The organism is Pseudomonas sp. Pseusp97 (assembly GCF_047304025.1).
Lineage (GTDB): Bacteria > Pseudomonadota > Gammaproteobacteria > Pseudomonadales > Pseudomonadaceae > Pseudomonas.
Genome location: NZ_JBGLYK010000100.1, coordinates 1 through 19,468 on the forward strand (window position 1 = coordinate 1; position 19,468 = coordinate 19,468).

The window sequence follows — 19,468 nt, forward strand, 5'->3', positions numbered from 1 at the left end:
CTCGGCGGGGCGTGCGATTGACTGGCCGGCGCGGCGTCACGGGTAGCGGCGGGCGTCGGCGGGAGGCTGGGTAAGCCGTCCGGATTATAGGGGCGGGCGGGGCGGCTCAGGCAAGCTCGTCGGCGTAGGGTTCTTTCGGCGGTGCGCCCGGCAGCCAGGCGCGCACGCTCTTCACCCGGTTTTCGCCGGACTGTAGGATTTCCAGGCGGTAGCGGCCGATCTTCAGGCACACCGCGCAGTCGGGGATCTGCTCCAGCGCTTCGGTGACCAGGCCGTTGAGGGTCTTCGGCCCGTCGCTGGGCAGTTGCCAGCCCAGCGCGCGGTTGACGTCGCGCAGGTTGGCCGAGCCGTCGATGACGTAGGTGCCGTCGGCCTGGGGATGGATGTCCGGGTTGCGCAGGGTGTTCTGGTTGCTGAACTCGCCGACTATCTCTTCGAGGATGTCTTCCAGGGTGATGATGCCGATCACCTCGCCGTACTCGTCGACGACGATGCCGATGCGGCGCTTCTGCTTCTGGAAATTGATCAGCTGGGTCGACAGCGGTGTGCTCTCGGGCACGAAGTAGGGCTCCAGGCACGCGGCCTTGAGGCTGTCCTTGGTCAACTGGTTATGCGTCAGCAGGCGGGCGATCTGGCGCATGTGTACCACGCCCTCGACCTGGTTGATGTCGTTGCGGAACACCGGCAGGCGCGTGTGGGTAGTGTTGCGCAGCTGGCCGATGATGGTTTCCAGCTCGTCGTCCAGGTCGATGCCCTGGACTTCGTTGCGCGGCACCATCAGGTCGTTCACGGTGATCTTTTCCAGGTCGAGGATGCTCAGCAGCATGTCCTGGCGGTTGTTGGTGAGCTTCTCGCTGGAGTCGGTGACCACGCTGCGCAGCTCGTCGTTGCTCAGTGGCTTGTTGCCGCGCTGGGTCGGGTCGAGGCCGCCCAGGCGCAGCAGCAGGTTGCTGATGCCGGTCATCAGCCAGAGCAGCGGGCTGAACAGCTTCTGCATCCAGATCAGCGGCAGGCTGGCGGGGAAGGCCACGCGCTCGGGGCGCAGGGCGGCGTAGGTCTTGGGGGTTATCTCGCCGAAGATCAGCAGGATCAGCGTCAGCGCCACGGTGGCGACCGCCACGCCGGCTTCGCCCCACAGGCGCAGGGCCAGCAGGGTCGCCAGGGACGAAGCGATGATGTTGACGAAGTTGTTGCCGATCAGGATGGTGCCCAGCAGCCGGTCGGTGCGCAGCAGCAACCAGCTGGTGCGCCGCGCGCCGCGGTTGCCCTGCTTGGACAGGTGACGCAGGCGGTAGCGGTCGAGGCTGAGCATGCCGGTCTCGACGCTGGAGAAGAACGCCGAGCAGAGGATCAGGAAGACCAGCAGGCCGATCAGGTAGCCGGGGTGGATCTCTTCCATGCGCGCAGGTCCTTCAGCGGCGCTCGGGCGCCGCCGTTAGCGTCAGATGTGCAGGATGAATTCCTTGACCAGCTTGCTGCCGAAGTAGGCCAGCATCAGCAGGCAGAAACCCGCGAGGGTCCAGCGGATCGCCTTGTGGCCGCGCCAGCCGAGCTGGTGGCGGCCCCACAGCAGCACGCCGAAGACGATCCAGGCGAAGCAGGAGAGGATGGTCTTGTGCGCCAGGTGCTGGGCGAACAGGTTGTCGACGAACAGCCAGCCGGAGATCAGCGACAGCGACAGCAGCGACCAGCCGCCCCAGAGGAAGCCGAACAGCAGGCTTTCCATGGTCTGCAGCGGCGGGAAGTTGCGGATCAGGCCCGACGGGTGCTTGTGCTTGAGCTGATGGTCCTGCACCAGCAGGAGCAGCGCCTGGACCACGGCGATGGTCAGCAGGCCATAGGCCAGGATCGACAGCAGGATGTGGGCGAGGATACCGGGCTGTTCGTTGATCGGCTCGATGGTGCCGTGGGGCATCAGCACGGCCAGCAGCGTGGTCAACGCGCCGAGCGGATAGAGGAAGATCAGCAGGTTGTGCACCGGGATGCGCAGGCAGGCCAGCAGGGTCAGGGCGGTGACCGCGGCGGAGATCAGGCTGGCGGCGTTGAAGAAGTCCAGCGCCAGGCCCGCGGGAGTCAGCAGCTCCTGGCTCAGGCTGTAGGCCTGGCAGAGCAGGGCGAGCAGGCCCAGCAGGAGGAGCAGCGGTTTCTGCGGCGGGGTACGGCGGGCCAGGTGAACACCCTGGTATGCGGTGGTGCCGATATAAAGGACGGCGGCGATCAGGCTGGGCAGCAGAGGTTGCATAAGTCCTTGGAACAGTCCTTCGACGGGGGACCCGAAAGGTCGTGAGTTTGGCACAGATCGCCTGTGCCTAGAAAGCGGCTGAGAACAGTTCGCTTCTGGCCTGCGAAGCAGTCGGTCACATCGGGATCATCGGCGGTGTTGGCGCTGGCCGCACTTGGTTATAATCGCCGGCTTGCTGACAAGCCAAACCCTGGCCCGTCCGGGCCTGATTAGGAACGCGCATGTTCGAAAACCTTACAGATCGCCTCTCGCAAACGCTGCGCCACGTCACCGGCAAGGCCAAGCTGACCGAGGACAACATCAAGGACACGCTCCGCGAAGTGCGGATGGCCCTGCTGGAGGCCGACGTGGCCCTGCCGGTGGTCAAGGACTTCGTCGCCAAGATCAAGGATCGCGCGGTCGGCACCGAGGTTTCCAAGAGCCTGACGCCGGGCCAGGCCTTCGTGAAGATCGTCCAGGCCGAACTGGTCGAGCTGATGGGCGCGGCCAACGAGGACCTCGATCTCAACGCAGCTCCGCCGGCGGTCATCCTGATGGCCGGCCTGCAGGGCGCGGGCAAGACCACCACTGCCGGCAAGCTGGCGCGCTTCCTCAAGGAGCGCAAGAAGAAGTCCGTGCTGCTGGTGTCCGCCGACGTCTATCGCCCGGCGGCGATCAAGCAGCTGGAAACCCTGGCCAACGACCTGGACGTGACCTTCTTCCCGTCCGACACCAGCCAGAAGCCGGTGGCCATCGCCGAAGCGGCGATCCGCGAAGCCAAGCTGAAATTCATCGACGTGGTGATCGTCGATACCGCCGGCCGTCTGCACATCGACGCCGACATGATGGACGAGATCAAGCAGGTCCACGCGGCGATCAAGCCGGTGGAAACCCTGTTCGTGGTCGACGCCATGACCGGCCAGGACGCCGCCAATACCGCCAAGGCCTTCAATGACGCGCTGCCGCTGACCGGCGTGGTGCTGACCAAGGTCGATGGCGACGCCCGTGGCGGTGCCGCGCTCTCCGTACGCGCCATCACCGGCAAGCCGATCAAGTTCCTCGGCATGGGCGAGAAGAGCGAAGCGCTCGATCCGTTCCACCCCGACCGCGTGGCCTCGCGCATCCTCGGCATGGGTGACGTGCTCAGCCTGATCGAACAGGCCGAGCAGAGCATGGACCGCGAGAAGGCCGAGAAGCTCGCGAAGAAGATCAAGAAGGGCAAGGGTTTCGACCTGGAAGACTTCCGCGATCAGCTGCAACAGATGAAGAACATGGGCGGCCTGGGCAGCCTGATGGACAAGCTGCCAATGCTCGGTGGCGTCAACCTGTCGCAGATGGGCAACGCGCAGAACGCGGCGGAGAAGCAGTTCAAGCAGATGGAGGCGATCATCAACTCCATGACTCCTGGCGAGCGCCGCGATCCGGAAGTGATCAGCGGTTCGCGCAAGCGCCGCATCGCCATGGGTTCGGGCACCCAGGTACAGGACGTCGGTCGCCTCATCAAGCAGCACAAGCAGATGCAGAAGATGATGAAGAAGGTCACCGCCAAGGGCGGCATGGCCAAGATGATGCGCGGCATGGGGAGCATGTTCCCCGGCGGCATGCCCAAGATGTGAGCCCGGACGGCTCGCCGCCCGGCGGGCCGGACGCGCTGCGGCTTGCGGCGCGGGGCTTTAGCTCATAGAATATGCGGCCTTTCGGGCTATGTGCCCGAGGGCTGCATTTCTTTTTTGCAAGCAAACCATAGGAACAACGTACGCATGGTAACCATTCGTCTGGCTCGTGGCGGCTCCAAGAAGCGCCCGTTCTATCACCTGACCGTGACCAACAGCCGCAACGCTCGTGACGGCCGTTTCGTCGAGCGCGTCGGCTTCTTCAACCCTGTCGCCACTGGCGCCGAAGTCAAGTTCTCGGTCAACCAGGAGCGTCTGAACTACTGGCTGAGCCAAGGCGCTCAACCGTCTGAGCGTGTTGCTCAGCTGATCAAGGACGCCGCCAAGGCTGCCTGAGATCAATGAACACGAATCCTGCTCCCGCCGAGGAGATGGTTGTTCTCGGCAAGATCGTATCGGTGCACGGTATTCGTGGTGAGGTGAAGGTGTATTCCTTTACCGATCCGTTGGACAACCTGCTGGACTATCGCCGCTGGACGCTCAAGCGTGGCAACGAGGTTCGACAGGCTGAGCTGGTTCAAGGTCGCGTACAGGGCAATGTCCTGGTTGCGAAGCTGAAGGGACTGGATGATCGCGAGATCGCCCGCACCTTCGCTGAATTCGAAATCCTGGTCCCGCGCAGCGAGCTGCCGGTGCTGGACGATGGCGAGTTCTACTGGAGTCAGTTGGAAGGTCTCAAGGTGATCGACCAGAACGGGCAACTGTTCGGGATTCTCGACCACATGCTGGAGACCGGCGCCAACGATGTGATGGTAGTCAAGCCCTGCGCAGGCAGCCTGGACGACCGTGAACGCCTGCTCCCGTATACGGATCAGTGTGTGAAATCGGTGGACCTCGAAGCCGGCGAGATGCGGGTGGACTGGGACGCGGACTTCTAGCCCATGTGGATTGGAGTCATCAGCATCTTTCCGGAGATGTTTCGCGCCATCAGCGACTATGGCATCACGAGTCGCGCGGTCAAGCAGGAGCTGATTCAGCTTCAGTGCTTCAACCCGCGAAGCAACACCGAGGACCGTCACCAGACGGTGGATGACCGGCCTTTCGGCGGTGGTCCCGGCATGGTGATGAAAATCAAGCCGCTCGAAGGCGCACTGGGCGATGCCCGGCAAGCCGCAGGCGGACCGGCGAAGGTGATCTACCTGTCGCCGCAAGGCCGCAAGCTCACGCAGGCGGCCGTGAAAGAACTGGCGAACGAGGAACGACTGATCCTGATCGCCGGGCGTTACGAAGGCATCGACGAGCGCTTCATTGAAGAGCATGTCGATGAGGAATGGTCAGTTGGCGATTATGTCCTGTCCGGGGGTGAGCTTCCGGCCATGGTGCTGATTGACGCGGTCACGCGGTTGTTGCCCGGTGCACTGGGCCACGTGGACTCCGCCGAGGAGGACTCCTTCACGGATGGCCTGCTCGACTGTCCGCACTACACCCGACCTGAGGTGTACGCAGACAAACGTGTTCCTGAGGTGCTGCTCAGCGGCAACCACGAACACATCCGGCGCTGGCGTTTGCAGCAGTCCTTAGGCAGGACCTGGGAACGACGTGCCGATCTTCTGGATTGCCGCTCGCTTTCTGGAGAAGAGAAAAAGCTGCTGGAGGAATACATCCGCCAGCGGAACGATAGTTAACGTATCGATGGCGAGCGCCGAGCGCTTGTCTTAGGAGCACGAAATGACCAACAAGATCATTCAGCAGATCGAAGCTGAACAGATGAGCAAAGAGATTCCGGCGTTCGCCCCCGGCGACACCGTAATCGTCCAGGTTAAAGTGAAGGAAGGCGACCGTCAGCGTCTGCAGGCCTTCGAAGGCGTTGTCATCGGCAAGCGTAACCGCGGCCTGAACAGTGCTTTCACTGTTCGCAAGATCTCCAACGGCGTAGGCGTAGAGCGTACCTTCCAGACCTACAGCCCGCTGGTTGACAGCATTTCGGTCAAGCGTCGCGGCGACGTGCGCAAGGCCAAGCTGTACTACCTCCGCGAACTGTCCGGCAAGGCAGCTCGCATCAAGGAAAAACTGGCCTAAGTCGCCGGTTCGTCCTGAAAGAAGCAGCCCACGGGCTGCTTTTTTCTTGCCCGTGATTTGTCCATCTGCCCCGGCAGCGCACTAGAACACAACATCCGCAGCACCGGCAGCCACCCTCATTGCATCAGGTAGCAGTGGCATGAGCCCCAGAGAGCAGGAAATCCTCCGTCGTACGGAGCTTTCCGAAACCCGCGTCACCAAGGCGATCTTCCCGCCCACCACCAACCACCACAACACCCTGTTCGGCGGCACCGCGCTGGCCTGGATGGACGAAGTCTCGTTCATCGCCGCGACGCGCTTCTGTCGCCTGCCGCTGGTGACCGTGTCCACCGACCGCATCGACTTCAAGCACCCGATCCCCGCCGGCTCCATCGTCGAGCTGATCGGTCGGGTGGTGAAGGTCGGCAACACCAGCCTCAAGGTCGAGGTGGAAGTGTTCGTCGAGAGCATGTCCGCCGACGGCCGCGAGAAGGCCATCCACGGGCTCTTCAGCTTCGTCGCCATCGACGACGAGAAGCGCCCGGTGCCCGTCCTGCCCGGCTTCGAAAACTGAAATGGAAGAAGGCGCCCGGTGGGCGCCTTCGCTGAGACGTACTTGTAGGAGCGAGCTCGCTCGCGAACCGCCTGACATCGATCTGGCCGGCAAACCTGGTTCGCGAGCAAGCTCGCTCCTACAAAAGCCCGCCAACCGTTTCAGTGACGCAGGCTGATCTTCAGCGAAGCCTGGGACAGGTCTATGTTCTGCAGGCTCAGGCTGCCCATGCTCTGGGTCTTGGGCGCGCCGGCAACCCGAATATTGTCGAAGCGCACCTCGCCGATGGAACTGGGCAGGCGCACGTTGATCGAGCCGTCCGGGTTCAGGGACGAGGAGGCGTGCGCCGTGTCGTACTGCACGTCGTGCAGCGAGGTCTCCGCATCGAGACTGTCGACCACCGGCATCACCAGGCGGGACAGCTGCTTGATGGCACCCACGCCATCGCCGCCCTCGGCGCTGACCAGCAGGCTCTGCAGGGTGTCATCGAAGCCCTGGGCGCTGACGTCGCTCATCTCGCGGTCACTCAGCGGCTTGAGGCCCTTGGGCGCCTCGTGGCGGGTGACGCTGGCGGGCGCCTGGCGCTGCACATCGGCGCTGGCCAGCTGGAACGGACTGAGCAGCGCCGCGACCAGCGTTGCCGCCAGGCGCAGGTTGGTCTGCTTCTTCAGTGCGCGGCCGAGCTGACGCTCGCTGATCCAGCCCTGCTGGATCAGGGTTTCGCCCAGGCGCAGGCCGTTGGTGAGCTGGAGCTGGATGGCCTTGTCCAGCTGGTGGGAGGTGATCAGGCCCTTGCTGACAAGGATCTGGCCGAGACGGGAGTTCTGTTGACTGGGCATGGTGTAGGCTTCGTGGGGCGCTATGATGGCGTGGTGCAATCATTGTCTGTCAGACAAATTCTGTCACCAGCCTAAAGATAGGCAGACGTGACCGGTCGTCCACTTATTCAACGCCTCGCCGATGTAAGGCCTGCCGGGGGATTTGCGAAGGCTATCGGGTAGCTGCGAAGGTGCAGCCTGTGGAAAACTAGCCGCCCCGAAACGCTATGTTCCCTTCCATGAAGCCGCAGCCGCATCCTTCCATCGACCGCTTTCTCGATGCCCTCTGGCTGGAGAAGGGCCTTTCCGACAACACCCGCAGTGCCTATGGCAGCGACCTCGCGCTGTTCAACGGCTGGCTGGAGGAGCGTGGCGTTGCGCTGGAGTCCGCCGGCCGCGACGTGATCCTCGATCATCTGGCCTGGCGGCTGGGCGAGGGCTACAAGGCCCGTTCCACGGCGCGCTTTCTTTCCGGCCTGCGCGGCTTTTACCGCTACTGCCTGCGCGAAGGCCTGATCGGCGAAGACCCGACCCTGCTGGTGGACCTGCCGCAGCTCGGCAAACCGTTGCCCAAGTCGCTCTCGGAAGCGGATGTCGAGGCCCTGCTGGCGGCACCTGAGACCGACGATCCGCTCGGCCTGCGCGACCGCACCATGCTCGAGGTGCTTTATGCGTGCGGCCTGCGCGTGAGCGAGCTGGTGGGGCTGACCCTGGAGCAGGTGAACCTGCGCCAGGGCGTGGTCCGTGTGCTGGGCAAGGGCAGCAAGGAGCGCCTGGTGCCGCTGGGCGAGGAGGCGATCCGCTGGATCGAGCGCTACGTGCGCGAGGCGCGCGGCGACCTGCTGGCCGGCCGGCCCAGCGACGTGCTGTTCCCCAGCCTGCGCGGCGAGCAGATGACCCGCCAGACCTTCTGGCACCGCATCAAGCTCCACGCGAAGGTCGCCGGCATCGGCAAGAGCCTGTCGCCGCACACCCTGCGTCATGCCTTCGCCACTCATCTGCTCAACCACGGCGCGGACCTGCGCGTGGTACAGATGCTGTTGGGCCACAGCGATCTCTCCACCACGCAGATCTACACGCATATCGCCCGCGCGCGGCTGCAGGACTTGCATGCCCAGCATCATCCCCGTGGGTGAGCTGACACTGTAGGAGCGAGCTTGCTCGCGAACCGCACGGCACCGGAGCTGCCGGCGAGTTCGTTCGCGAGCAAGCTCGCTCCTACAGAAGAGCCGAAGCTTCCCGCTACAGCCTGCGGCTCGGTCTTGCCGGCCCGGTGTGATAGTCTTCGCCGACTGACATCAGGAGCTATCCATGCGTTTGTCCCGACTTCTGACTGCCGCGGCCCTTGGCCTCGTCAGCACCCTTGCCCTGGCTGCCGAACCGGACCAGGCGATCCGTACCACCCTGCAGTCCCTGCAGCCCGACCTGCCCATCGAGAACATCTCCAAGGGTCCCCTGGAGGGCATCTACCAGGTGCAGCTCAAGGGCGGTCGCATCCTCTACGCCAGCGCCGACGGCCAGTTCGTCGTGCAGGGCAACATCTACCAGGTGAAGGACGGCAAGCCGACCAACCTGACCGAGAAGGCCGAGAGCGCCGGCGTGGCCAAGACCATCAACGCCATCGCGGCGAAGGACATGGTCGTGTTCCCGGCCAAGGGCGAGACCAAGGCCCACATCACCGTCTTTACCGACACCACCTGCCCGTACTGCCAGAAGCTGCATGCCGAAGTGCCGGAGCTGCAGAAGCGCGGCATCGAAGTGCGCTACCTGGCCTTCCCGCGCCAGGGGCCGAACTCCTCGGGCGACCAGCAGCTGCAGGCGGTTTGGTGCTCCAAGGATCGCCAGGCAGCCATGAGCGACATGTTCCATGAGAAGGAAGTGAAGGCCGCCAAGTGCGAGAACCCGGTGGATGCGCAGTTCGCCCTGGGCCAGATGGTCGGTGTGCAGGGGACTCCGGCGATCATCCTCGCCGACGGCACCATGCTGCCGGGCTACCAGCCGGCCGGCCAGATCGCCAAGCTGGCCCTGGAAGCCAAGTAAGCCGCGGCTTTGCACTCTGATTGACTAATGCGGAACCGCTTCGTAATGTTCGGTTCCTTTTGACTAGGGAACAGGCACTCCGCCTGTTTCGATATGGTGTCTGCCGTCGTGCCCGCCGCGTTGCGGGCATCGGTGTGTCAGGCGCCCCGATGCTGTAATCATGGGGAGTTTCAGCGTGAATCCGGTGAAAGTGGGAATCTGTGGGTTGGGGACCGTCGGTGGCGGTACCTTCAATGTACTCAAACGCAACGCCGAGGAGATTGCCCGCCGTGCCGGGCGTGGTATCGAGGTTGCGCAGATTGCCGCCCGTCGCCCCAATCCGAAGTGTGATACCGGCAGTACCCCCATTACTGCCGATATCTTCGAGGTGGCGAACAACCCGGATATCGACGTGGTCATCGAGCTGATCGGTGGCTACACCCTGGCCCATGAGCTGGTGCTCAAGGCCATCGAGAACGGCAAGCACGTGGTGACCGCGAACAAGGCGCTGATCGCCGTGCACGGCAACGAGATCTTCGCCAAGGCCCGCGAGAAGGGCGTCATCGTCGCCTTCGAAGCCGCCGTGGCCGGCGGCATCCCGGTGATCAAGGCGATCCGCGAGGGCCTGGCCGCCAACCGCATCAACTGGCTGGCCGGCATCATCAACGGCACCGGCAACTTCATCCTCACCGAAATGCGCGAGAAGGGCCGCGCCTTCGCCGATGTGCTGAAGGAAGCCCAGGCGCTGGGCTACGCCGAAGCCGACCCGACCTTCGACGTGGAAGGCATCGACGCCGCGCACAAGCTGACCATCCTGGCGTCCATCGCCTTCGGCATTCCGCTGCAGTTCGACAAGGCCTACACCGAAGGCATCACCCAGCTGACCACTGCCGACGTGAACTACGCCGAGGCCCTGGGCTACCGCATCAAGCATCTGGGCGTCGCCCGCCGTACCGACAAGGGTATCGAGCTGCGCGTCCACCCGACCCTGATCCCGGCCGACCGCCTGATCGCCAACGTGAACGGCGTGATGAACGCCGTCATGGTCAACGGCGACGCTGCGGGCTCCACGCTGTTCTACGGCGCCGGCGCCGGCATGGAGCCCACCGCTTCCTCGGTGGTCGCCGACCTGGTGGACGTGGTTCGTGCCACGACCGCCGACCCGGAGAACCGCGTGCCGCACCTGGCCTTCCAGCCGGACTCGCTCTCCGACCACCCGATCCTGCCGATCGACGCCTGCGAAAGCGCCTACTACCTGCGCATCCAGGCCAAGGACCATCCGGGCGTACTGGCCCAGGTGGCGACCATCCTCTCCGAGCGCGGCATCAACATCGAATCGATCATGCAGATGGAAGTCGAAGAGCATGACGGTCTGGTGCCGATGATCTTGGTTACCCACCGCGTGCTCGAGTCCCGCATCATCGAAGCCATCGCCGCGCTGGAAGCGCTGGATGACGTCGTCGGCAATGTCGTACGCATCCGCGTCGAACAGCTCAATTAACTCGGAGCTGCAAGCCGCAGGCGGCAGGTTGCAAGCAGAAGCACTGCTTGCAGCTTGAGGCTTGAGGCTTGGGGCTCAAACCGAAGGTTTGATCTATGCGTTACATCAGTACCCGCGGCCAGGCGCCCGCGCTGAACTTCGAAGACGTGCTGCTGGCTGGTCTGGCCAGCGACGGCGGTCTCTACGTCCCGGAAAACCTGCCGCGCTTCACCGTCGAAGAGATCGCCTCCTGGGCGGGCCTGCCGTACCACGAGCTGGCCTTCCGCGTGATGCGCCCGTTCGTGGCCGGCAGCATCGCCGATGCCGACTTCAAGAAGATCCTCGAAGAGACCTACGGCGTCTTCGCCCACAACGCCGTGGCGCCGCTGCGCCAGCTCAATGGCAACGAGTGGGTGCTGGAGCTGTTCCACGGCCCGACCCTGGCCTTCAAGGACTTCGCCCTGCAACTGCTCGGCCGCCTGCTCGACCACGTGCTGACCAAGCGCGGCGAGCGCGTCGTGATCATGGGCGCCACCTCCGGCGACACCGGCTCGGCCGCCATCGAAGGCTGCAAGGCCTGCGAGAACGTCGACATCTTCATCATGCACCCGCACAACCGTGTGTCCGAGGTGCAGCGCCGCCAGATGACTACCATCCTCGGCGAGAACATCCACAACATCGCCATCGAAGGCAACTTCGACGACTGCCAGGAAATGGTCAAGGCCAGCTTCGCCGACCAGGGCTTCCTGAAAGGCACTCGTCTGGTGGCGGTGAACTCGATCAACTGGGCGCGGATCATGGCCCAGATCGTCTACTACTTCCACGCCGCCCTGCAGCTCGGCGCGCCGGCCCGCTCCGTGGCCTTCTCGGTGCCCACCGGCAACTTCGGCGACATCTTCGCCGGGTACCTGGCGCGCAACATGGGCCTGCCGGTCAGCCAGCTGATCGTCGCGACCAACCGCAACGACATCCTGCACCGCTTCATGTCCGGCAACCGCTACGACAAGGACACCCTGCACGCGTCGCTGTCGCCGTCCATGGACATCATGGTCTCGTCCAACTTCGAGCGGCTGCTGTTCGACCTGCACGGCCGCAACGGCAAGGCGGTCGCCGAGCTGATGGACAACTTCAAGGCCACCGGCAAGCTGGCCGTCGAGGATGACCGCTGGACCGAAGCCCGCCGCCTGTTCGATTCGCTGGCGGTGAGCGACGAGGAAACCTGCGAGACCATCGCCCAGGTCTTCGCCGAATCCGGCGAACTGCTGGACCCGCACACCGCCATCGGCGTGCGCGCCGCGCGCGAGTGCCGCCGCAGCCTGGCGGTGCCGATGGTCACCCTGGGCACCGCGCATCCGGTCAAGTTCCCGGAGGCCGTGGAGAAGGCAGGCATCGAGGCTGTTCCGGCATTGCCCGCGCACCTGACCGACCTGTTCCAGCGAGAAGAACGTTGCACCGTGCTGCCGAATGAGCTGGCCAAGGTCCAGGCCTTCGTCAGCGCCCACGGCAACCGCGGCAAGCCGCTCTGAACCGCGCATTGCCGACCGAAGAAGCCCGCCCCATGGCGGGCTTTTTCATGGCCGCGCAGCGGGCCATGAAATATCGCGTCATGACCAACGGTACTGAGAGTGGCGAACTTTATCGCCGAACGTGCGGTCTTCTCCTGGGTGTTTTTCATTTCGCAACAAGGAGATACGCATGGACCGGCTAAGCGCCCTGCTGACCGATACCTTCGCTCCCTACGCTCACTCCCTGGGCCCGGCACGCCCTGATGGCGGCCGGATCCTGACTCTCACCAACGACGATGGAGACGTAGTGCTGCGGCGTGTCATCGAAGGCCAGCACCTGGCCGACCATGGGCAGAGCGAGGAGGCGGTGCAGACCATCCGCCGCGACCTGCTGATCTCCGAGGGCCGCATGGAGGACGATGTCGTTTCCCAGTTGCGCCAGCGTGCGCAGGTGCTGAGCTACGGCACCTGACCGCCATTGCAACGAAAACGCCGCCCATTGGGCGGCGTTTTCATTTGCGCGGCACTGTCTAGAGTTTGCCCAGGTACTTCAGGCGCGAGCGGATGCCGCCGGTGGTGCGCCCATGTTCGCGGGCAATGGCGGCCACGGTTTCGCCGGCCTCGAAACGCTGCAGCAGTACTTGTTCCTCTTCCGCCTGCCAGGGTTTGCCGGCCTGCTGGGGCAGGGCGCGCGGCCTGGGGGCGGGCGCTTCCAGCGCCTGGATGGCATGGAAGAGGGCACGGATCACTTCCGGCGCCTGGCAGGGATCGTCGACGGCCAGGGGCAGGTCGTGGCGCGGGTCGATGCCGTGGGCGAGCTTGCGCAGCAGGATGAGGGACTCGCTGAGATGATCGGCGTTCATGGCGGCTCTCCTGGTGGTATCCGCAGATGCTTGGCGAGCTTTTGCCCGCTGTCTGTCGGATGCGTCGGGAGCGCAGGCGGAAAAGGCAGAGGAATGTCCGGTTACTGTAGGAGCGAGCTCGCTCGCGAACGGATTTCCCTTCAGCGCCGGCGTTGGGAGGGTTCGCGAGCAAGCTCGCTCCTACCACAAGCAGCAATTCATACGGCCAAAAAAAACGGCCCCGAAGGGCCGTTTTTCATCGCAGCGGGAAGGATCAGCCGCCGAGGTACGCGTCGCGCACCTTGGGGTTCACCAGCAGGTTGGCGCCGGTGTCCTGCATGACGATGCGACCGTTTTCCAGCACATAGCCGCGGTCGGCGAGCTTGAGCGCCTGGTTGGCGTTCTGCTCGACGAGGAACACGGTCACGCCTTCCTGGCGCAGCTGTTCGACGATGTCGAAGATCTGCTGGATGATGATCGGCGCCAGGCCCAGCGACGGCTCGTCGAGCAGCAGCAGCTTGGGCTTGCTCATCAGCGCGCGGCCGATGGCGAGCATCTGCTGTTCGCCGCCGGACATGGTGCCGCCGCGCTGGTTGAAGCGTTCCTTCAGGCGCGGGAAGAGCGCCAGGACCTTGTCCATCTGCTCCTGGTAATCACCCTTGCTGGTGAAGAATCCGCCCATGGCCAGGTTCTCCTCCACGGTCAGGCGGGCGAACACGCGACGGCCTTCCGGCACGACGGCGATGCTCTTGCGCATGATCACCGAGGATTCCTTGCCGACCAGCTCTTCGCCCATGTAGGTGATGCTGCCGGAAGAGGCGCGCGGCGAGCCGCACAGGGTCATCAGCAGCGTCGACTTGCCGGCGCCGTTGGCGCCGATCAGGGTGACGATCTCGCCCTGCTGGACTTCCATGCTGACGTCGTGCAGCGCCTGGATCTTGCCGTAGAAGGTGGAAACCTTGTCGAACTTCAGCATGACTCAGGCCTCCCCCAGATAGGCTTTGATCACATCCGGGTTGCCACGGATTTCTTCCGGGGTGCCGTCGGCCAGGGGAGTGCCCTGGTTGATCACGTAGATATGGTCGGAAATGCTCATCACCAGCTTCATGTCGTGCTCGATGAGCAGGACGGTCACGCCGTGCTCGGAGCGCAGCATGGCGATCAGCGCCTTGAGGTCCTCGGTTTCCCGCGGGTTCAGGCCGGCCGCCGGTTCGTCCAGCATCAGCAGCTGCGGACGGGTCATCATGCAGCGGGCAATCTCCAGGCGGCGCTGCTGGCCGTAGGCGAGGGTGCCCGCCGGACGGTTGGCGATGTCCTTGAGGTTGACGATTTCCAGCCAGTGCGAGGCGTAGTCCAGGGCCTCGGCTTCCGCGCGGCGGAAGGCCGGGGTCTTGAGCAGGCCGGCGAGGAAGTTGGTGTTGATATGCCGGTGTTGCGCCACCAGCAGGTTCTCCACCGCGGTCATCTCCTTGAACAGGCGCACGTTCTGGAAGGTCCGCACCACGCCCTTGTGGGCGATCTTGTGGCCCGGCAGGCCCTGGATGGGCTCGCCGCGCAGCAGGATCTCGCCGCCGGTGGGCGCGTAGAAGCCGGTCAGGCAGTTGAACACGGTGGTCTTGCCGGCGCCGTTGGGGCCGATCATCGAGATCACCTGTTTTTCCTGGACCTTCAGGGCCACGTTGTTGACGGCCAGCAACCCGCCGAAGCGCATGGTGAGGCCGGCTACTTCAAGAATCGGTCGGCTCATTTTCGCAACTCCAGGTGCGGGCGCTGCATGGGCAGGAGCCCCTGCGGACGCCAGATCATCATCAGCACCATGAGGGCGCCGAACATCAGCATGCGGTACTCGCTGAACTCACGCATCAGTTCGGGCAGCAGGATCATCACCACGGCGGCCAGGATGACGCCGAGCTGGGAACCCATGCCACCCAGCACCACGATGGCGAGGATGATGGCCGATTCGATGAAGGTGAACGATTCCGGGGTGACCAGGCCCTGGCGCGCGGCGAAGAAGCTGCCGGCGAAACCGGCGAAGCAGGCGCCGAGGGTGAAGGCCGAGAGCTTGATCAGCGTCGGGTTCAGGCCCAGCGCGCGGCAGGCGATCTCGTCCTCGCGCAGGGCTTCCCAGGCGCGGCCCAGGGGCATGCGCAGCAGGCGGTTGATCACGAACAGCACCAGCAGCACCAGCAGCAGCGCGACCAGATAGAGGAAGACGACCTTGTAGTTCGAGTTGTAGGCGATGCCGAAGAACTCGTGGAAGGTCTGCATCCCCTCGGGGGCGCGGCGCTCGAAGGTGAGGCCGAACAGGGTCGGCTTCTCGATGTTGCTGATGCCGTTGGGGCCACCGGTGAGCCAGGTCATGTTGCGCAGCAGGATGCGGATGATCTCGCCGAAGCCCAGGGTCACGATGGCGAGGTAGTCACCGCGCAATCTCAACACCGGGAAGCCGAGGATGAAGCCGAAGAACGCGGCCATCAGGCCGGCGATCGGCAGGCACACCCAGAAGCCCAGGCCGTAGTAATGCGACAGCAGCGCGTAGCTGTAGGCGCCCACGGCGTAGAAGCCGACGTAGCCGAGGTCGAGCAGGCCGGCCAGGCCCACCACGATGTTCAGGCCCAGGCCCAGCAGCACGTAGATCAGGATCAGGGTGGCGATGTCCACCGCGCCGCGCGAGCCGAAGAACGGCCAGGCCAGGGCGATGAGGATCAGCACCATGATGATCTTGCGTTGCACGGAGGCGTGGGTCAGGCGTTCGGCCAGGCGAGTGTGCGGGTGCGACAAGGCCTGTTTCACGCTGCCGCCGAAGGCGAAGCGATCACGCACCAGTTGCCAGACGAACATCAGCACGGCGCAGGCGGCGATGGTCCACAGGCGGGTGGGGCTGACATTCTCCAGCTGCAGGCCGATGCCGATCACGCTGAGCTTCACGCCCAGCACCGGATAGGCGACGGCCATGACCAGCAGGGCGCTGAAGAAGGCGGTCTTGAGTTTCTGGCTCATACCTTTTCCACCTCCGGGCGACCGAGCAGGCCAGTGGGGCGGAAGAGCAGCACGAGCACCAGCAGGGTGAAAGCCACCACGTCCTTGTACTGGTCACCGAACACGTCGGCGCCGAAGGCTTCGGCCACGCCCAGCACCAGGCCGCCGAGCATGGCGCCCGGAATGCTGCCGATGCCGCCCAGCACCGCGGCGGTGAACGCCTTGATGCCGGCGAGGAAGCCGATGTGCGGGTTGATCACGCCATACTGCAGGCCCAGCAGCACCGCGGCCACGGCGGCCAGGGTGGCGCCGATGACGAAGGTCAGGGCGATGATGTTGTTGGTGTTGATGCCCAGCAGGTTGGCCATCTTCAGGTCCTCGGCACAGGCGCGGCAGGCACGGCCCAGGCGGGAGCGGGAGATGAACATGGACAGGCCGTACATGGTCAGCAGGGTGATGATGAAGATCAGCACCTGCATGTACGAAATGGTCACGCCGGTCATCTCGTCCGCGCCGATGATGAAGTTGCCCGGCAGCAGGTTGGGGATGGCCTTGTCCTTGGAATCCTGGGCGAGCAGGACTTCGTTCTGCAGGAAGATCGACATGCCGATCGCGGAGATCAGCGGAATCAGCCGGTTGCTTCCACGCAGGGGCCGATAGGCGATGCGTTCGATGCTGTAGCCGTAGGCGCTGGTGACGATGATCGCCGCGGCGAAGGTGCAGATGATGACGACAGGAAGACTCACGATTCCCATCATCGCCAGCCCCGTGATCACGATGAAGGCTACGTACGAGCCAATCATGTACACCTCGCCATGGGCGAAGTTGATCATGCCGATGATGCCGTAGACCATGGTGTAGCCGATGGCGATCAGGGCATAGGTGCTGCCGACGGTGAGGCCGTTGATCAGCTGTTGCAGGTAGTGATAGAGCTCAGGCATTACCTAACTCCTCGGGCGTCGCGTGAAGCGGCGCTTGTGGCGCGACGGACCCCCGGAATACTCGGATAAACAAAGCCCACTGCGGCTGCAGTGGGCTCTGTGTGGCGGCGGGTGGCTTACTTGGCTTCGGTCTTGGTGCCGTCCTTGTGCCACTGGTAGACCACGAAGTTGAAGTTCTTCAGGTCGCCCTTCTCGTCGAAGGCCAGGGTACCGGTCGGGGTCTCGAAGTTGTTGGAACGCAGCGCTGCTGCCACCTTGTCGGTCTCCTCGCCGCCGGCTTTCTTGATGCCTTCGGCGATGACCTGGACGGCCGCGTAGGCCGGGAATACGAACGGACCGCTCGGGTCTTCGTTCTTGGCCTTGAAGGCGTCAACCAGGGCCTGGTTCTTCGGATCCTGGTCGAAGGACTTCGGCAGGGTCACGTAGAGGCCTTCGGAAGCCGGGCCGGCGATGGCGGAAATCTCTTTGTTACCCACGCCTTCCGGGCCCATGAAGCCGACTTTCAGGCCTTTCTCGGAAGCCTGGCGCAGGATCAGGCCCAGCTCCGGGTGGTAGCCGCCGTAGTAGACGAAGTCAACCTTGGCCTGCTTGAGCTTGGCGATCATCGCGGAGAAGTCCTTGTCGCCGGCGTTGATGCCTTCGAACAGGGCGACCTTGACGCCAGCGTCTTCCAGGGTCTTCTTCACCGCAGTGGCGATGCCTTCGCCGTACTGCTGCTTGTCGTGGATCACGGCCACGGTCTTGGGCTTGATGTGCTCGGCGATGAACTTGCCGGCGGTCGGGCCCTGCAGGCTGTCCAGGCCGATGGTGCGGAAGATCAGCTTGTAGCCACGGGAGGTGATGTCCGGGCTGGTGGAGGCGGCGGTGATCATCAGCACGCCTTCGTCTTCGTAGATGTCCGAAGCCGGTTGAGTGGAGCTGGAGCACAGGTGGCCAACGACGAACTTGACGCCATCGTTGACGATCTTGTTGGCAACGGCCACGGCTTGTTTCGGATCGCACGCGTCGTCGTAGACCACGCCTTCGAGTTGCTTGCCATCGACGCCGCCGGCCTTGTTGATCTGTTCAATGGCCATTTTCGCGCCGATGAACTGCATCTCCCCATACTGGGCGACCGCGCCGGTCACAGGGCCCGCCAGAGCGATCTTGATGGTGTCGGCGGCCATGGAGAAGCTGGCCACGCCGGCCAGGGCCATGGCGGTGAACAGCTGGGAAAGACGCTGAGTACCCTTTTTCATAGTGCTCCACTCTTCTTGTGTTTTCGTTTTTGTAGTCCTGGCTGCCGAGGGCTTCAGGACCGGGATTGCCCCGGACAGACCCACCGGCAACTGTACCGGTACAGTGTAGAGTGCCGCTTGACCGCTTGAAAAGCGGGGGGCGGCGGGTCGTTCGCGGGCATGTCGCATGATTGACACAAACGTACAGAAAAACGGCGCCTTCAGACTTCTCCCCGAGGGTTTTCCGTCACCATGGAAAACGCCGTCCGAACCTTGCCTGGCGCGGTCCCGGCGCTATCATGGCGCCGTTCGTTTACCAGGTGAGATTCATGACTGAACAAGCTAGCACCCTCTATGCCAAGTTGCTTGGCGAAACCGCGAAGATTTCCTGGCAGGAGCTCGCGCCTTTCTTTGCCCGTGGCAACCTGCTCAAGGTCGCGGGTTCCGCGGACCTGGTAGAGGTCGCGATGGGCGTGGCCGAGGACGACAAGGCGAAGGTCGCCGCCTGGCTGGCCAGCGGCGACCTGAGCAAGGTCGACGAGAAACTGGCGCAGGACTTCCACGACCGCGACCCGGAGCTCTGGGCGGTGGTCATTGCGCCCTGGGTGCTGGTGCAAGAAAGAGTTCGAAAAGAGTCCGTGCACTGACGCAGGGCGATTTCCAATTCGCCAAGGCCGGCTAGACTGTCGGGATTCCATAGAAGGAGATTCGCCATGTTCGAACCGGGCCATCTGCATCTCCAGTCCCTGCCGGGGCTGGGGCAGCAGGAGATCGACGCTCACATCAACTATGAAGTCCGCAAGGATGTGGAAAAGGGCACCATCGTCCACTTCACCATGAAGGGCGAGATCGACGGTAATTCCTTTACCGAAGAATGGGACATGCCCAAGGAGCAGGCCTTCAACTTTGCCAGCGATGCCACCCGCATCGCGCAGAAGCACGGCCTGCACCCGCGGTTCGGCTCGATGGTGCGCAACCACAAGGAATACGATGCGATGTTCGAGGACATCCGCCAGAAGCTCGGCACCAACCCCGGCGACCCGATCGACCTGGACAAGGTGATCCACGGCGATTCGTAAATCACGTATTCAACAAAAAGCCCGGCCATGTGCCGGGCTTTTTGTTGCCGATGAAATCGCTGCCAACCCGTGTAGGAGCGAGCTTGCTCGCGAACTTGCTTGACGCCTGACTTGCCGGTGAGGGTTCGCGAGCAAGCTCGCTC

The 19,468-nt window shown here is 63.8% G+C and carries 22 protein-coding genes; 13 read left to right on the forward strand and 9 right to left on the reverse strand.

Annotated elements, in window-relative coordinates:
- Nucleotides 1-106: 106 nt before the first annotated feature.
- Together ACCC94_RS17040 and ACCC94_RS17045 are read right to left on the reverse strand one after the other, a co-directional pair.
- Nucleotides 107-1,399, reverse strand: a complete 1,293-nt coding sequence (locus tag ACCC94_RS17040; RefSeq protein ID WP_413350650.1) for an HlyC/CorC family transporter — start codon at nucleotides 1,397-1,399, stop codon at nucleotides 107-109.
- Between the two features lie 42 nt (nucleotides 1,400-1,441).
- Nucleotides 1,442-2,242 carry an inner membrane protein YpjD gene (locus ACCC94_RS17045; RefSeq protein WP_413350651.1) on the reverse strand — a complete coding sequence of 267 codons (801 nt, stop codon included), beginning with the start codon at nucleotides 2,240-2,242 and terminating at the stop codon, nucleotides 1,442-1,444.
- 221 nt (nucleotides 2,243-2,463) lie between these two features.
- Between ACCC94_RS17045 and ffh the strand changes: the two genes are divergently transcribed.
- The 6 genes from ffh to ACCC94_RS17075 all read left to right on the forward strand — a co-directional run bounded on the left by ffh (nucleotide 2,464) and on the right by ACCC94_RS17075 (nucleotide 6,466).
- A complete protein-coding gene (ffh, locus tag ACCC94_RS17050; protein ID WP_413350652.1) occupies nucleotides 2,464-3,837 on the forward strand; it encodes a signal recognition particle protein in 1,374 nt (457 codons plus the stop codon).
- Nucleotides 3,838-3,981: 144 nt separating this feature from the next.
- Entirely contained in the window at nucleotides 3,982-4,230 is a 249-nt protein-coding gene (rpsP, locus tag ACCC94_RS17055; protein ID WP_017522237.1) for a 30S ribosomal protein S16, read from the forward strand.
- A gap of 5 nt (nucleotides 4,231-4,235) precedes the next feature.
- Nucleotides 4,236-4,772: a ribosome maturation factor RimM gene (rimM, locus tag ACCC94_RS17060; RefSeq protein ID WP_138215400.1), complete on the forward strand. Its 537-nt coding sequence runs from the start codon at nucleotides 4,236-4,238 to the stop codon at nucleotides 4,770-4,772.
- A gap of 3 nt (nucleotides 4,773-4,775) precedes the next feature.
- Entirely contained in the window at nucleotides 4,776-5,519 is a 744-nt protein-coding gene (gene trmD, locus ACCC94_RS17065) for a tRNA (guanosine(37)-N1)-methyltransferase TrmD (protein WP_152225264.1), read from the forward strand.
- A gap of 43 nt (nucleotides 5,520-5,562) precedes the next feature.
- Nucleotides 5,563-5,913 carry a 50S ribosomal protein L19 gene (gene rplS / locus ACCC94_RS17070; RefSeq protein WP_017522234.1) on the forward strand — a complete coding sequence of 117 codons (351 nt, stop codon included), beginning with the start codon at nucleotides 5,563-5,565 and terminating at the stop codon, nucleotides 5,911-5,913.
- Between the two features lie 139 nt (nucleotides 5,914-6,052).
- Complete coding sequence (locus ACCC94_RS17075) at nucleotides 6,053-6,466, forward strand: acyl-CoA thioesterase (RefSeq protein WP_413350653.1); 414 nt, start codon at nucleotides 6,053-6,055, stop codon at nucleotides 6,464-6,466.
- A 140-nt stretch (nucleotides 6,467-6,606) separates the two neighbouring features.
- On the opposite strand, the gene ACCC94_RS17080 is transcribed toward ACCC94_RS17075, so the two are convergent.
- Nucleotides 6,607-7,284, reverse strand: coding sequence for a hypothetical protein (locus ACCC94_RS17080; protein WP_413350654.1), 678 nt, complete (start codon nucleotides 7,282-7,284; stop codon nucleotides 6,607-6,609).
- A gap of 218 nt (nucleotides 7,285-7,502) precedes the next feature.
- Between ACCC94_RS17080 and xerD the strand changes: the two genes are divergently transcribed.
- The 5 genes from xerD to ACCC94_RS17105 all read left to right on the forward strand — a co-directional run bounded on the left by xerD (nucleotide 7,503) and on the right by ACCC94_RS17105 (nucleotide 12,739).
- Nucleotides 7,503-8,399 carry a site-specific tyrosine recombinase XerD gene (xerD, locus tag ACCC94_RS17085; protein ID WP_413350662.1) on the forward strand — a complete coding sequence of 299 codons (897 nt, stop codon included), beginning with the start codon at nucleotides 7,503-7,505 and terminating at the stop codon, nucleotides 8,397-8,399.
- Nucleotides 8,400-8,574: 175 nt separating this feature from the next.
- Entirely contained in the window at nucleotides 8,575-9,303 is a 729-nt protein-coding gene (locus tag ACCC94_RS17090; protein WP_413350655.1) for a thioredoxin fold domain-containing protein, read from the forward strand.
- Between the two features lie 175 nt (nucleotides 9,304-9,478).
- Entirely contained in the window at nucleotides 9,479-10,783 is a 1,305-nt protein-coding gene (locus ACCC94_RS17095; protein WP_413350656.1) for a homoserine dehydrogenase, read from the forward strand.
- Nucleotides 10,784-10,878: 95 nt separating this feature from the next.
- Nucleotides 10,879-12,288: a threonine synthase gene (gene thrC, locus ACCC94_RS17100; protein ID WP_413350657.1), complete on the forward strand. Its 1,410-nt coding sequence runs from the start codon at nucleotides 10,879-10,881 to the stop codon at nucleotides 12,286-12,288.
- 169 nt (nucleotides 12,289-12,457) lie between these two features.
- A complete protein-coding gene (locus ACCC94_RS17105; RefSeq protein ID WP_413350658.1) occupies nucleotides 12,458-12,739 on the forward strand; it encodes a DUF3509 domain-containing protein in 282 nt (93 codons plus the stop codon).
- 58 nt (nucleotides 12,740-12,797) lie between these two features.
- Here ACCC94_RS17105 and ACCC94_RS17110 read toward each other — a convergent pair whose 3' ends face one another.
- From ACCC94_RS17110 to ACCC94_RS17135, 6 genes are all read right to left on the reverse strand, one after another.
- Entirely contained in the window at nucleotides 12,798-13,130 is a 333-nt protein-coding gene (locus tag ACCC94_RS17110) for a hypothetical protein (protein WP_413350659.1), read from the reverse strand.
- Nucleotides 13,131-13,383: 253 nt separating this feature from the next.
- Nucleotides 13,384-14,085 (reverse strand): ABC transporter ATP-binding protein, encoded by a 702-nt coding sequence (locus tag ACCC94_RS17115; protein WP_024766892.1) that lies wholly within the window; start codon nucleotides 14,083-14,085, stop codon nucleotides 13,384-13,386.
- Nucleotides 14,086-14,088: 3 nt separating this feature from the next.
- On the reverse strand, nucleotides 14,089-14,856 hold the full coding sequence (gene livG / locus ACCC94_RS17120; protein ID WP_017522224.1) for a high-affinity branched-chain amino acid ABC transporter ATP-binding protein LivG: 768 nt from the start codon (nucleotides 14,854-14,856) through the stop codon (nucleotides 14,089-14,091).
- Nucleotides 14,853-16,109 carry a high-affinity branched-chain amino acid ABC transporter permease LivM gene (locus ACCC94_RS17125; RefSeq protein WP_413350660.1) on the reverse strand — a complete coding sequence of 419 codons (1,257 nt, stop codon included), beginning with the start codon at nucleotides 16,107-16,109 and terminating at the stop codon, nucleotides 14,853-14,855. Before ACCC94_RS17125 ends, livG begins: the two co-directional genes overlap by 4 nt.
- A complete protein-coding gene (livH, locus tag ACCC94_RS17130; protein ID WP_017522222.1) occupies nucleotides 16,106-17,029 on the reverse strand; it encodes a high-affinity branched-chain amino acid ABC transporter permease LivH in 924 nt (307 codons plus the stop codon). The genes ACCC94_RS17125 and livH overlap by 4 nt, the downstream gene beginning before the upstream one ends.
- 116 nt (nucleotides 17,030-17,145) lie before the next feature.
- Nucleotides 17,146-18,267, reverse strand: coding sequence for a branched-chain amino acid ABC transporter substrate-binding protein (locus ACCC94_RS17135; RefSeq protein WP_088419709.1), 1,122 nt, complete (start codon nucleotides 18,265-18,267; stop codon nucleotides 17,146-17,148).
- Nucleotides 18,268-18,575: 308 nt separating this feature from the next.
- Here ACCC94_RS17135 and ACCC94_RS17140 point away from each other — a divergent pair, with 308 nt between their 5' ends.
- On the forward strand, nucleotides 18,576-18,893 hold the full coding sequence (locus ACCC94_RS17140; RefSeq protein WP_413350661.1) for a DUF2288 domain-containing protein: 318 nt from the start codon (nucleotides 18,576-18,578) through the stop codon (nucleotides 18,891-18,893).
- Nucleotides 18,894-18,959: 66 nt separating this feature from the next.
- Complete coding sequence (locus tag ACCC94_RS17145; RefSeq protein ID WP_081515890.1) at nucleotides 18,960-19,325, forward strand: DUF5064 family protein; 366 nt, start codon at nucleotides 18,960-18,962, stop codon at nucleotides 19,323-19,325.
- The last annotated feature ends 143 nt before the right edge of the window (nucleotides 19,326-19,468 follow it).